Here is a 12,484-nt window from a genome sequence, read left to right on the forward strand (position 1 = left end):
CAAGGCGATGACGGCGGCCGCCGCGCTGGGCGGGGATGTGCATGTGCTGGTGGCGGGCAAGGACTGCCGGCCGGCGGCCGAACAGGCTGCGAAGCTTTCCGGGGCGGCCAAGGTTCTGCTCGCCGATGGCGACGGGCTTGCCGAGCAGTTGGCCGAGCCGATGGCCGATCTGGTGCTGTCGCTTGCCGAGGGCTATGACGCGATCGTGGCGCCGGCGACGGCGAACGGCAAGAACATCCTGCCGCGGGTCGCGGCGCTGCTCGACGTAATGCAGCTTTCCGACATCACCGCGGTGGTCGATGCGGACACGTTCGAGCGTCCGATCTACGCGGGCAACGCGATCCAGACGGTGAAGTCGTCGGATGCGAAGAAGGTGATCACGGTGCGCACGGCGAGCTTTTCGGCGGCCGGGGAGACCGGCTCGGCGGCGATCGAGGAGATCGGCGCGGTCGCTTCGGAGCTGTCGAGCTTCGTCGGCCAGGAGCTGTCGAAGTCGGACCGTCCGGAGCTTGCCTCGGCGAAGGTGATCATCTCCGGCGGGCGTGCGCTCGGCTCGAAGGAGAAGTTCGAGGAGGTGATGCTTCCGGTGGCCGATGCTCTGGGGGCGGCTGTTGGCGCCTCGCGGGCGGCGGTGGATGCGGGCTATGCGCCGAACGACTGGCAGGTTGGCCAGACGGGCAAGGTGGTCGCGCCGGATCTTTACATTGCCTGCGGGATCTCCGGGGCGATCCAGCATCTTGCGGGGATGAAGGATTCGAAGGTGATCGTGGCGATCAACAAGGACGAGGAGGCACCGATTTTCCAGGTGGCCGACTACGGGCTTGTGGCCGATCTGTTCGACGTCCTGCCCGAGTTCAAGGCAGCCGTCGAGGCGGCCAAGGGCTGACGTCCTGAGCCGCTCCCTTAGCGGCAAGACGCCGCAAGGCAGCCAGCAAGACACCAAAGGGCCCGCACCACGCGGGCCCTTTTTGTCTTTCGCGTTGCAAAGCCGGCACGGATCCATGCCGCATTGCGAAAAAGCGCCGCCGGGTTCTTGCGGAGGGGCCGGGAAGTTGCGATGAATAGCGCCTCTTATTTTTCAGGCGCACCTTGGCGCGACAACGAAATCGGAACGAGTGATGGTGGTCGAAATCAAGAAAGTCGGCGTGATCGGCGCTGGCCAGATGGGCAGTGGCATCGCGCATGTGTGCGCGGTCGCCGGGTTTGACGTCGCGCTCAACGACATCTCCAAGGATCGGATCCAGTCCGGTCTCGCCTCGATCAACGGCAACATGGCGCGTCAGGTCAGCAAGGGGCAGCTTGACGAGGAGAGCCGGACCGCAGCGCTCGACCGCATCACGCCGGCCGATAGCATGGACCAGCTCGCCGATGTCGATCTGGTGATCGAATCCGCCGTCGAGAACGAGCAGATCAAGCGCAAGATCTTCACCCAGCTTTGCCCGCTGCTGAAGCCCGAAGCGATCCTGGCGACCAACACCTCGTCGATCTCGATCACCCGGCTGGCGGCAACCACCGACCGCCCAGAGCGGTTCATCGGCATTCACTTCATGAACCCGGTTCCGCTGATGGAGCTGGTGGAGCTGGTGCGCGGCATCGCCACCGAGGACGAGACCTTCGAGGCATCCAAGGTGTTCACGCGCAAGCTCGGCAAGACCATTGCGGTGGCCGAGGATTTCCCGGCCTTCATGGTCAACCGCATTCTGCTGCCGATGATCAACGAGGCGATCTACACCCTTTACGAGGGTGTCGGTTCGGTCGAGGCGATCGATACGGCGATGAAGCTTGGCGCCAATCATCCGATGGGGCCGCTGCAACTGGCCGATTTCATCGGTCTCGACACCTGCCTGTCGATCATGCAGGTGCTGTATGAAGGGCTGGCCGACAGCAAGTACCGGCCTTGTCCGCTCCTGGTCAAATACGTTGAGGCCGGCTGGCTCGGTCGCAAGACCCAGCGCGGGTTCTACGACTATCGCGGCGAAACGCCGGTTCCGACCCGCTGAGCGACGTGCCAGCGTCATGGCCGGCGGGCCTTGCCTCCGGCCATGACGCCCATCGAGATGACCAGCCGATGAGCAATCTTGCCCGTTACTGCCTGACCAATGCGGCGCCGGAGCGGGAGCGTGAAGCGCTTTTGGTGCTTGGCCCGGGTGGCCAGGTGCTGGAACGCTGGACCTATGGTGCGCTGACGGACGCGGTGCTTGCCGTCGCCGGCGGGCTGAATGCGCTTGGTCTTGCGCCGGGCGCGCGGGTGCTGTTGCGGCTCGGGCATTCCAGCGACTTTCCGCTGATGTTCTTCGGGGCGATTGCCGCCGGGCTGGTGCCGGTTCCGACCTCGGCGATGCTCACCGGCGATGAATGCGCGGTGATCCTGGCCGACAGCGGCGCGGCGCTGATCCTGCATGACGGGGACACGGTGCTGCCGCCGGATGCCGGTACGGCGCGGGTGCTGGGGCCGCAGGATCTGGCGGCGCTGAAGCGCGCGCCGGCAGCCACCTTCGCTGAGCTGGATGACGATGCGCCGGCCTTCCTCGTTTATACCTCGGGTACCAGTGGCACGCCGAAAGGGGTGCTGCACGCGCAGCGGTCTGCCCGGGGACGGGCGCCGATGGTGGCGGGCTGGTCCGGGCTAGGCCCCGGCGACCGGCTGCTGCACGCCGGTGCCTTCAACTGGACCTATACGCTTGGCGTTGGCTTGATGGACCCGTGGGCGAGCGGCGCCACCAGCCTCGTCTATGACGGTCCGCACGACCCGCAGCTCTGGCCGGAGCTGATCGAGCGGTCCGGTGCGACGCTGTTTGCCGCCGTTCCGAGCCTCTACCGGCGCATTCTGAAATACGGCAAGCCGACGCGGGCGTCGTTCCCGAAGCTGCGGCACGGGCTGACCGCCGGCGAGGCTCTGGCCCCGGTGCTGCATGCGGAGTGGATGGAAGCCACCGGGCGGCCGCTTTTTGAAGCGCTCGGGATGAGCGAGATTTCCACTTACATTTCCTCCGGGCCGCAGACGCCGACCCGTCCGGGCAGTCCGGGCCGGGCACAGGCCGGTCGGCGCATCGCCATTCTGCCACCGGAGAGCGCATCGACCGATCCGCTGCCGGCGGGCCAGACCGGCCTTCTCGCGGTGCACCGCGAGGATCCGGGGCTGATGCTCGGCTACTGGGGCAGGCCGGAGGACACCGCCGCGGCGTTTCGCGGCGACTGGTTCCTGACCGGGGACCAAGCGTCGATCGATGCGGACGGCTATGTCTGGTACGGTGGGCGCGACGACGATGTGATGAATGCCTTCGGCTACCGCGTGGCGCCGCAGGAGGTGGAAAAGGTGCTGCAGACCCATCCGGATGTGCTGGAAGTCGCGGTCACCGATCTTTCCTTGCGCGAGGGGGTGTCGCTGATCACCGCGTTCATCGTGCCGCGCGAGGCCGGCGGCGTCGATGAGACGGCGCTGGCCGAACATGTGGCGGCGCATCTGGCCGAATACAAGCGGCCGAAGCTCTACAAGAGCATTGCCGCTCTGCCACGCACGCCTTCGGGCAAGGTGCGGCGCAAGGCGTTGAAATCCGCGTAGCGCGAGTTTCCCCGATCTTAACGGCCGGTTAAGGCCGAGGGCGGATGCTCGGGCTCGGTTCAAGGAGCTTTTTCGATGTCGAATGTCGCAGCCGCAATGGCCGGCGCACAGCAGGCGCAGATGCAGACGGTGCTCGCGGCCAAGTTCATGAAGATGAACGCCAGCGCCGAGGCCGGGATTGTCGCCCTTTTGGAGCAGAACGTCGAGGCGACGGCTGCCGCGGCCAAGGCCCCGGTCGCCAATGGTGTCGGCGGCAAGGTCGATATCAGCGTCTGATCCTGCGCCGCGCTCCTGTTCGCTGACCGCTACGTTCCGGGCGCCTCCAGCGCCTTGCGAATCAGCGCCTTGGCATCGTCCGACGCCCATTCCGCCGGCCCCATCAAGGTGCCGATCTCACAGCCATCATGGCCGATCAGCATGGTGGCCGGCAGGCCGGGGGCGCGTCCGCGCGAACGCATATCCTTGAAGATCTTCATTGAGGAGTCGGCGTAGAAGGCCAAGTCGGTGACGCCGATATCGGCAAGGAACGCCTTGGGCTTGTCGGCGCTGCCCAGATCCACATTAACCGCAACCACTTCGAATTCATCGCTGCCCATTTCCGCCTGAAGGGTGCCGAGCGCCGGCATTTCCTTGCGGCAAGGGGCACACCAGGTGGCCCAGAGGTTGAGCAGCACCGTCCGGCCGGCGAAATCGCCGAGGGTCCGCGTGGCGCCGCTGTCGTCGGTGAAGCTGAGGTCGGCCACCGACAGGGGCTTGCTGGCGGGCAGGAAGGCGGCGACCTCGCCGCTTGCCAGCGGCGCGATGGCGCTGGCCAGATCGAGCGCGGCGGGGCAACTTGCTGCCGCCTCCCGGTTGCCATCGGCCCCGCCCATCACGTATACCCCGGTCATTCCGGCCACCACCACTGCGGCGCCGAGTGCGGCAAAGACGGGAAGGCGGTTGCGTCGGGGCTGTGGTCCGTTTGTCATCTATCCGTTTTCCGTCCGAAGGGCACCAGAAGGGCACGTTCATGAGCAATCGTATGTGGGGCGGCCGGTTCGCCGAGGGTCCCGACGCCATCATGGAGGAGATTAATGCCTCCATCGACTACGACCGCAAGCTTTACCAGCAGGATATAGCGGGCTCCAAGGCTCATGTCCGCATGTTGGCGGCGCGAAATATTGTCGCCGGTGAGGACGCGGAGACGATTGCCAAGGGTCTGGACACGATCCAGGCGGAAATCGAGGCCGGCGCCTTCGAGTTCTCCCGGGCGCTGGAAGACATCCACATGAACATTGAGGCGCGGTTGGCGGAGCTGATCGGCCCGACCGCTGGGCGGCTGCATACGGCGCGTTCGCGCAACGACCAGGTGGCGACGGATTTCCGCATCTGGGTGCGCGACACGCTGGACACGCTCGATGAGCAGGTGACGGCGCTGATCCAGGCACTGGCCGAGCGGGCGCTGGAACATGCCGGCGACGTGATGCCGGGCTTCACCCATCTGCAGTCGGCGCAGCCGGTGACCTTCGGGCATCACCTGATGGCCTATGTGGAGATGTTTGCCCGCGATCGCGGACGGATGCGCGATGCGCGCGCGCGGATGAACGAATGCCCCTTGGGCGCGGCGGCGCTGGCCGGCACCTCCTTCCCGATCGACCGGGAGATGACGGCGGAAAGCCTCGGCTTCGACAGGCCGACGGCCAATTCGCTCGATGCGGTGTCGGACCGCGATTTCGTGCTGGAAGCCCTGTCGGCGGCGGCGATCTCGTCGATGCATCTGTCGCGGCTCGCCGAGGAAATCGTCATCTGGTGCTCCGCCCAGTTCGGCTTCGTCACCCTGTCCGACCGGTTCTCCACCGGCTCGTCGATCATGCCGCAGAAGAAAAACCCGGATGCGGCGGAACTGGTGCGCGCCAAGACCGGCCGCATCTACGGTGGCCTGACCGCGCTGCTGGTGATGATGAAGGGGCTGCCGCTGGCCTATTCCAAGGACATGCAGGAAGACAAGGAACAGGCGTTCGACGCGCTGCCCAGCCTGTCGCTGGCGCTGGCCGCGATGACAGGCATGGTACGCGATCTGGTGCCCAATACCCGCGAGATGAAGAAGGCGGCCGGTTCCGGCTATTCCACCGCCACGGACCTGGCCGACTGGCTGGTGCGGGTGCTGGGCATTCCGTTCCGCGAGGCTCACCACGTGACCGGACGCATCGTCGCCCTGGCGGTGGAGCGCGGCGTTGCCCTGCACCGGATCCCGCTGGAGGACATGCAGGCGGTGGAACCGCGCATCACCGCCGACATCTTCACCGTGCTGACGGTGGACAAGTCCGTGCGCAGCCGTACCAGCTATGGCGGCACCGCCCCGGCCAATGTGCGCAAGCAGGCCCGGCGCTGGTTGCAACGGTTGGAACGCGAAGCCAAGAAGGGCTGACCCACCCATGTGGAGGGCTTGCGAGGGATCGGGTCCTGTGCGAGGAACGAGAATGAGTTCAGCGGGAACCACAGCGGAGTTCTGCCACAGATGACGTCCGGTCTTGCCTCGGTGCCAGCGCGCGCCGTCTTGTTGCTCGTCGCGCTGCTGGCCGCCGGCACCCTTGCCGGTTGCGGCCGGCGCGGGGCGCTCGACACGCCTTCCGCCGCCGGGTCGTCCGCCGTCAGTGACCCGATGGGCGCCCCGGTGGTTCAGCAGCCGGCCAATGAGCCGGTCAACGACACGCCCTTCATCCTCGACGCCATCATCTGACGTTTGCGATCCGGTGGTCGCCGCCTTCCCGTGCGGTGGCAAGCGGTTCTTCGCCAGGGTCTCATATCCAGGGTCTCCCTCATGCATCACTTTTCCTACGTGAATGACCGGCTTCATGCCGAGGACGTGCCGGTTGCGGAGATCGCGGCGGCGGTGGGAACGCCATTTTACTGCTACTCGACGGCAACGCTGGAGCGGCACTACCAGGTGTTCAGCGAAGCCTTTGCCAATATCGATGCGCTGGTCTGCTACGCGGTGAAGGCGAATTCGAACCAGGCGGTTCTGACCACGCTGGCCCGCATGGGCGCGGGCATGGATGTGGTCTCGGGCGGCGAATTGCGGCGTGCTCGGGCTGCGGGCGTGCCCGGCGAGAAGATCCTGTTCTCCGGTGTCGCAAAGACGGCGGAGGAACAGGCCCTAGGCCTTGACGAGGGCATCCTGTGCTTCAACGTGGAAAGCGAGCCGGAGCTGCAGCAGCTTTCCCGGGTGGCCACGGAAAAGGGAAAGACCGCGCGGGTGTCGCTGCGCATCAATCCGGATGTGGATGCGCGCACCCACGCCAAGATTTCCACCGGCAAGTCGGAAAACAAGTTCGGCATCCCCTGGCGCAGGGCGCGGGAGGCCTATGCGGCCGCCGGCAAGCTGCCGGGGATCGAGGTGACCGGTATCGACATGCATATCGGCTCGCAGATCGTCGAGCTTGAGCCGTTCGATGCCGCCTTCTCCCGCCTTGGCACCCTGATCGGCGAGCTGCGCGCCGATGGCCACACCATCGATCATGTGGATCTTGGCGGCGGTCTTGGCATTCCCTATCGGGACAACAACGAGCCGCCGCCCAATCCGGAGGCCTATGCGCGGATCGTGCGCCGGCATGTGGAAGATCTCGACTGCAAGGTGATCTTCGAGCCGGGGCGGATGATCGCCGGCAACGCCGGCATCCTCGTCACCGAGGTGGTCTATGTGAAGGAAGGGGCGGACAAGGCCTTCGTCATCGTCGATGCGGCGATGAACGACCTGATCCGGCCGACGCTTTACGATGCCTATCACGAGGTCCGGCCGGTTGTGACCAAGGGGCCGGATCATCCGCGCATTCGCGCCGATGTGGTCGGCCCGGTCTGCGAGACCGGCGATTACCTGGCGCATGACCGGGATCTGCCGGCCGTGGAAGCCGGGGAATTGCTGGCTGTTCATTCCGCCGGTGCCTATGGCGCGGTGCTTGCCAGCAGCTACAACAGCCGTCTCCTGGTGCCGGAAGTTCTGGTCAAGGGTGACAGCTACAGCGTGGTGCGGCCCCGGCCGAGCTACGAGGACCTCATCGGCCTCGACCGGTTGCCGGACTGGCTGACAGAGGACTGAGCCGCGCGACGGACATCCGCGCCTGCCAGGTCGGCACGTTCCAAGGCGGCGCTTGCCAAAGCGGGGGAAACGCCCCACCCTACTCACATAGCCGGATCGCGGTATCCGTTCGTCCGGCCGGGCTGGCGGGCACGGAGGCATGACGGTGAGTGAACACGGCGCACCGAAGAGCGCCCGCCCTGGTGCGGGTCCGGCCAAGGATACCGGGCGACTGGGGCGCGCCATCTGGATCGCACGGGCGGCGATCTGGTGGGAGGCCGCCTGGCCCCGCCTGCAGGGCGTCCTGATCCTGCTCGTCTTTTACGTTGGTCTGTCCTGGCTGGGGCTTTGGGCGCTGGTCCCGCGCTGGCTGGCGATCCTTTGTCTCCTTGTGTTTGGCGCACTGCTGCTGGGCAGCGTCTATCGCCTGCGCGTCCTCCGCTGGCCTTCACGTGCGGACGCGGTGCACCGGGTCGAACTGGACACCGGGCTGCGGCACCGGCCGTTGTCGGCGCTTGATGATCGTCTGTTCGGGCAAGGCGAGGGGGCCGAAACAGGCGTTTTATGGGCTGCGCATCAGGCCCGGATGGCCGAAGCCCTGAAAAGCGTGCGGGCGGCGGCCCCACATCCGGAGGCGTTTCGGGCCGATCCGCTCGCCTTGCGGGTTCTCGCAGTGCTGCTTTTGATCGTCGGCTTTCATGTGGCTGGCGATGAGCGCTGGCGGCGGCTGTCGCCCTTCGTGGCCGATGAGGCGGCCCAAGCCGCGCCGGCCCTCAGGATTGATGCCTGGATCACCCCGCCGGTGCACACGCGGCGGGCGCCGGTGTTCCTGACCGGAGCAAGCGCGCGGCTGCGCGATCCGGGTCAGCCGGTTTCCGTGCCGGAGGGCAGCGAGGTCACGGTCCGGGCGCAAGGGATCGAGGGGCTGTCCGTGCTCCTGACCGGCAGGGCCGAACCGCAGGTGTTGGCGGCATCGGATGGCGCTCCGGGCGGCGGCACAGGGCCGGGCAACTATCGCGGCGTGCTGGATCGGTCCGGTGACTTGCAGATCCGCGATGGCGACCGGCTGATCGATGCCTGGCCGATTTCTGTCGAGCCGGATGCGGCGCCGACCGTGCGGCTGCTGGATGACCCGGAAGAACAGTTCAGTGGCAGTGTGCGTTTCTCCTATCTTTTGGGCGATGACTACGGGATCGTCGAGGCTTGGGCCGATATCGACCCGGTGCGCTCGAACCGGCGTGAGGGAAGCAGGCCGGCGCGGCCTTTGGTGGAGGCGCCGCATTTCCCGCTGTCGCTGCCCGGCGGTGAAAGCGGCCGCGGCGCGGGGGAGACGATCCGCGATCTGACGAGCCATCCCTGGGCCGGGTCGCCCGTCAGTCTGGTGCTGGGCGCGCGCGATCATGCCGGGCAGGAGGGGCGCTCTCTGCCGCATGACTTCACGCTGCCGCAGCGCCGCTTCGCCAAGCCGCTCGCCCGGGCGATAGTCGAACAGCGCCGGGAGTTGGCGCTCGATGCCAACGCGCAGGTGCGGGTGCTCGATGCCTTTGATGGTTTGTTGCTCGCGCCGGACCGGTTCATCGAGAGGCCGCGCACCTATCTGGGCATGCGTTTCGTGCGGCAGCGCATCGCCGAGGCGCAGACTGACGACGCCTTGCGCGAAACGGTCGAGCTGATGTGGGAGCTGGCGCTGTCGATTGAGGACGGCAATCTGTCGCTGGCCGAACAGGCCCTGCGCGATGCGCAGGAGGCGCTGCGCAAGGCGCTGGAGGAGGGGGCGTCCGATGAGGAGATCGCCCGGCTCACCGATGAGCTGCGCGAGGCGCTGGACACCTATCTACAAGCACTGGCGGAGCATATGCGCCAGAACCCGCAGGCGATGCAGCCGATGGATCCGAACATGCGCTCGATGCGGCCGCAGGATCTTGAGGACATGCTTGCCCGGATCGAGGAACTGGCGCGCACCGGCTCGCGCGATGCGGCCCGCGAGTTGCTGGCCGAGATGCAGCGGATGCTGGAGAACCTTCAGACCGGACGGCCGCAACAGATGCCTGGCGGCATGAGCCAGGAGATGATGGAAGCGCTCAACGAGCTCGGCCAGATGATCCAGCGGCAACAGGAATTGATGGATCAGACCCACCGGTTCGACCAGGGCAAGCCGGATGGCGATCCGCAGCAGGGGCAACGGGGCCAGGATGGCGAACAGGGGCAGATGACGCCGGAGCAAATGGCCGAGGCGCTGCGCCAGTTGCAGCAGGGACAGGGGGATTTGAGCGACCGGTTGCAGCAGCTTCTCGATCAGATGGGTGAGAACGGCATTCCGCAAAACGGCGAGTTGGGCCGGGCCGGCGAGGAGATGGGCAAGGCGCGCGACAGCCTCGGCGAGGGGGATTCAGGCAGTGCGCTCGGGCAGCAGGGCAATGCGCTTGATGCGTTGCGGCGAGGGGCGCAAGGGCTCGCCGAGCAGATGTTCGGTCAGGGGCAGAGCGGACCAGGCATGGCCCGTCAGAGCGGCCCGCGCGATGAGGATCCGCTGGGCCGGCCTCGGCGGTCCGAGGGGCCGGATTTCGGTGGTCAGGTGCGGGTGCCGGATGAGATCGACGTGCAGCGGGCGCGCCGGATCCTGGAGGAGTTGCGCCGGCGGTTCTCCGATCCGGGGCGCCCGACGCTGGAGCTGGACTATCTGGAGCGGTTGCTGCGGCGCTACTGAGGGGGCGGCGCAGGCCGTCCCCGGTTGTCCGAGGGACGGGGACGCGAGAGCGGCAGCGTCAGGCGTAGAGGCGCCGCTCTTCCTCGCGGACGATCCCATGCACCGCATCATGAACGGCGCGGCGGATCTCGGCGAGGGAGAAGGGCTTCACCACCACGTCGTGGACCAGGGCGTCAAGGCCGCTGGCCCGTTCGCGCTGATCGGCGAAGCCGGTCATCAGCAGGATCGGCACGTCGGGATAGTCGCGACCAGCCACCAGCGCGAAGGCGATGCCATCCATCACCGGCATCTTGATGTCCGACAGGATGAGGTCGAACGCCCCGTCCGCCCGGGCGAGGCTGGCGGCGGCGGCGGCGCCGTCCTCCTCGGCGATCACCGTATGGCCGTCCAGCTCAAGCGCGCGCTTGACGAAGCTGCGGACCGCTTCGTCGTCCTCGGCGAGTAGGATGTGGCTCATGTCACTCTCCCGTTTGCTCTTCCGCCTGCCCTTCGGTGTCCTGAACCACGTAGCCGATGAAGGGGAGCTGGCGCCATTTGTGGCCCATGTCCATTCCATAGCCGACGACGAATTTGTCGGGACAGGTAAAGCCGACGTAATCCGCGGAAATGGCGGTTTTGCGGCGCATCGGCTTGTCGAGCAGCGCGGCGATGCGGACCGATCCGGCGCCGCGCCCGCTGAGCCGTTCCTTGGCGAAGGCAAGTGTCCGCCCACTTTCCAGAATGTCGTCCACCAGAACGATGTCCCGTCCCGCCACGTCGCTTTCGACATCGCGCAGGACCTTGATCTCGCCCGAGGATTCCGTGCCGGCGCCATAGCTTGAGAGATGGATGAACTCCATCTCCGGTTCAAGACCGATCCTGTGCAACGCCCGCACCAGATCGGCGGCGAACATGAAACTGCCCTTCAGAACGGCGATGACCAACAGCCCGGACGGGACGTCGGCGGCAATGTGCCGCGCCAGGTCCTCGACCCGGCTGGCGATTTCGGTCTCGTCGTAAAGGGTGTGAATGTCAGGCTTGCGCCCCATTATGATTTCGCCTGTTTCTGTTTGCGTTCGACAAAACGAACCTGAATGTCCGCAGCCAGTTCCGGGGGGGCTGACAAGCGGGTGCGGAAACGTGTGGTGGCCCCGGGGTCGAGGCGCTGAAGCCTGGGCTCGACCACCCAGGCATAGATCTCCTGTGCGTCCTCGCTGCGCAAGGCAAACCGCAGCGCCGGTACCCGGGAGGGCTCCTGGGTAATGTTCTCGATGGTGCCCTCCACCACCAGCACAATGGTCCCTTTTTCCAGTTCGCGGAAGGTCCGGAGGTCGCGGAATTCCAATCCGCGCAGATTAACCTCGAAACCGGCAAGAGCGAACAACCCGGCAAGATCGGGCATGCGTGCGACAATCGGCGTGCGGAAGGCGATAAACAGAGCGCATAGCGCCAGCGCTCCGGCGAAGAGGCCGGCACCGAGCACCCGGCGGGGCTTGATCTGGCGCAGCCGCCGGCCCAGGGCTCCGGCAAGGGCGGCAACGGGCGACCGGCGCTTCTTGGGCTTCACGTTGATCTTGGGCTTGCGGGCCAGGGTCTCGATATCCACCGGCGCCGCCGGCGTCTCTTCATCCTTGCCGCTGTCTTGAGGGACGCTGTCGAACGTGTCCAGTGTGTCGAGGGCGGCGCTGTCCGCCGGCCGGCTGAACGCGTCCTCCATGTCGGCGGGAGGCGCCTGGTCGGATGCGGTGTTGGGCGCAGGGTCGAAAGAGCTGTCACTCTCCCCGGAGAGGCTGTTGTCCTGTGCGGCGGTGGCGGTCTGGTCCGGATCGATGGCTTCCTGCGCGGACATCTCCGACGGCCAGTCGGTTTCCTCATGTGCATCGGTTTCGGCCGCCGGCGTCGGATCGGCATGCCAACGGGAGCCGCAGCGGGTGCATTTCACGCTGCGTCCGGCCGGTCCCAATGCTTCGGCGGTCACCTCATAGGAGGTGCCACAGTCCGGGCATGTGATTTTCATTGTGGACGAAACCTCGTCATATCCACAAACCTGTCACGTTCTCGCACGGGGCGGTCCCATGCCGCCGGTCGCGCATTCCCCTGGCTATCCCACAGGCGGTTAATCTGCCTGTTTACAGGCGTTTCGGCCAGTCGTCGCCCCCGAACCAGCCTGAACCGCTGGCCG

Annotated in this window: 12 protein-coding genes; 8 read left to right on the forward strand and 4 right to left on the reverse strand. The window is 66.5% G+C overall.

Annotated elements, in window-relative coordinates:
* The 4 genes from IEV83_RS14115 to IEV83_RS14130 form a co-directional block, all read left to right on the forward strand.
* Nucleotides 1–886: electron transfer flavoprotein subunit alpha/FixB family protein (locus IEV83_RS14115; protein WP_188478609.1), on the forward strand; the 886-nt coding region annotated here is incomplete at its 5' end.
* Nucleotides 887–1,118: 232 nt separating this feature from the next.
* The gene (locus IEV83_RS14120; RefSeq protein ID WP_181759772.1) at nucleotides 1,119–2,000 is read left to right on the forward strand and encodes a 3-hydroxybutyryl-CoA dehydrogenase; all 882 of its coding nucleotides are present in this window, start codon (nucleotides 1,119–1,121) and stop codon (nucleotides 1,998–2,000) included.
* Between the two features lie 68 nt (nucleotides 2,001–2,068).
* A complete protein-coding gene (locus tag IEV83_RS14125; protein ID WP_181759771.1) occupies nucleotides 2,069–3,562 on the forward strand; it encodes a class I adenylate-forming enzyme family protein in 1,494 nt (497 codons plus the stop codon).
* A gap of 75 nt (nucleotides 3,563–3,637) precedes the next feature.
* Complete coding sequence (locus IEV83_RS14130; RefSeq protein ID WP_181759770.1) at nucleotides 3,638–3,838, forward strand: hypothetical protein; 201 nt, start codon at nucleotides 3,638–3,640, stop codon at nucleotides 3,836–3,838.
* A 29-nt stretch (nucleotides 3,839–3,867) separates the two neighbouring features.
* Here the strand turns inward: IEV83_RS14130 and tlpA are convergent, their stop codons facing one another.
* Complete coding sequence (gene tlpA / locus IEV83_RS14135; protein ID WP_181759769.1) at nucleotides 3,868–4,530, reverse strand: thiol:disulfide interchange protein TlpA; 663 nt, start codon at nucleotides 4,528–4,530, stop codon at nucleotides 3,868–3,870.
* A 41-nt stretch (nucleotides 4,531–4,571) separates the two neighbouring features.
* On the opposite strand from tlpA, the gene argH reads away from it, so the two are divergent.
* The 4 genes from argH (at nucleotide 4,572) to IEV83_RS14155 (ending at nucleotide 10,323) form a co-directional block, all read left to right on the forward strand.
* Nucleotides 4,572–5,969: an argininosuccinate lyase gene (gene argH / locus IEV83_RS14140; RefSeq protein WP_181759768.1), complete on the forward strand. Its 1,398-nt coding sequence runs from the start codon at nucleotides 4,572–4,574 to the stop codon at nucleotides 5,967–5,969.
* A gap of 90 nt (nucleotides 5,970–6,059) precedes the next feature.
* Entirely contained in the window at nucleotides 6,060–6,281 is a 222-nt protein-coding gene (gene lptM / locus IEV83_RS14145) for an LPS translocon maturation chaperone LptM (protein WP_181759767.1), read from the forward strand.
* An 81-nt stretch (nucleotides 6,282–6,362) separates the two neighbouring features.
* The gene (lysA, locus tag IEV83_RS14150) at nucleotides 6,363–7,637 is read left to right on the forward strand and encodes a diaminopimelate decarboxylase (protein WP_181759766.1); all 1,275 of its coding nucleotides are present in this window, start codon (nucleotides 6,363–6,365) and stop codon (nucleotides 7,635–7,637) included.
* Between the two features lie 145 nt (nucleotides 7,638–7,782).
* Entirely contained in the window at nucleotides 7,783–10,323 is a 2,541-nt protein-coding gene (locus IEV83_RS14155; protein ID WP_209003176.1) for a TIGR02302 family protein, read from the forward strand.
* A gap of 58 nt (nucleotides 10,324–10,381) precedes the next feature.
* Here IEV83_RS14155 and IEV83_RS14160 read toward each other — a convergent pair whose 3' ends face one another.
* From IEV83_RS14160 to IEV83_RS14170, 3 genes are read right to left on the reverse strand one after another with little or no spacing between them, the layout of a single operon-like run.
* Nucleotides 10,382–10,780: a response regulator gene (locus IEV83_RS14160; RefSeq protein ID WP_181759764.1), complete on the reverse strand. Its 399-nt coding sequence runs from the start codon at nucleotides 10,778–10,780 to the stop codon at nucleotides 10,382–10,384.
* A 1-nt stretch (nucleotide 10,781) separates the two neighbouring features.
* Nucleotides 10,782–11,351: a hypoxanthine phosphoribosyltransferase gene (hpt, locus tag IEV83_RS14165; protein WP_181759763.1), complete on the reverse strand. Its 570-nt coding sequence runs from the start codon at nucleotides 11,349–11,351 to the stop codon at nucleotides 10,782–10,784.
* On the reverse strand, nucleotides 11,351–12,319 hold the full coding sequence (locus tag IEV83_RS14170; protein WP_181759762.1) for an MJ0042-type zinc finger domain-containing protein: 969 nt from the start codon (nucleotides 12,317–12,319) through the stop codon (nucleotides 11,351–11,353). The genes hpt and IEV83_RS14170 overlap by 1 nt, the downstream gene beginning before the upstream one ends.
* Between the last annotated feature and the right edge of the window lie 165 nt (nucleotides 12,320–12,484).

Source organism: Stappia taiwanensis, from assembly GCF_014635285.1.
In the GTDB taxonomy this organism is placed as follows: Bacteria; Pseudomonadota; Alphaproteobacteria; order Rhizobiales; family Stappiaceae; genus Stappia; species Stappia taiwanensis.

Excerpts from the sequence above, each read along its gene's own strand:
- IEV83_RS14120 (WP_181759772.1), top strand. The coding sequence starts at position 1,119 with ATGGTGGTCGAAATCAAGAAAGTCGGCGTGATCGGCGCTGGCCAGATG.
- IEV83_RS14125 (WP_181759771.1), top strand. The coding sequence starts at position 2,069 with ATGAGCAATCTTGCCCGTTACTGCCTGACCAATGCGGCGCCGGAGCGG.
- IEV83_RS14130 (WP_181759770.1), top strand. The coding sequence starts at position 3,638 with ATGTCGAATGTCGCAGCCGCAATGGCCGGCGCACAGCAGGCGCAGATG.
- tlpA (WP_181759769.1), bottom strand. The coding sequence starts at position 4,530 with ATGACAAACGGACCACAGCCCCGACGCAACCGCCTTCCCGTCTTTGCC.
- argH (WP_181759768.1), top strand. The coding sequence starts at position 4,572 with ATGAGCAATCGTATGTGGGGCGGCCGGTTCGCCGAGGGTCCCGACGCC.
- lptM (WP_181759767.1), top strand. The coding sequence starts at position 6,060 with ATGACGTCCGGTCTTGCCTCGGTGCCAGCGCGCGCCGTCTTGTTGCTC.
- lysA (WP_181759766.1), top strand. The coding sequence starts at position 6,363 with ATGCATCACTTTTCCTACGTGAATGACCGGCTTCATGCCGAGGACGTG.
- IEV83_RS14160 (WP_181759764.1), bottom strand. The coding sequence starts at position 10,780 with ATGAGCCACATCCTACTCGCCGAGGACGACGAAGCGGTCCGCAGCTTC.
- hpt (WP_181759763.1), bottom strand. The coding sequence starts at position 11,351 with ATGGGGCGCAAGCCTGACATTCACACCCTTTACGACGAGACCGAAATC.
- IEV83_RS14170 (WP_181759762.1), bottom strand. The coding sequence starts at position 12,319 with ATGAAAATCACATGCCCGGACTGTGGCACCTCCTATGAGGTGACCGCC.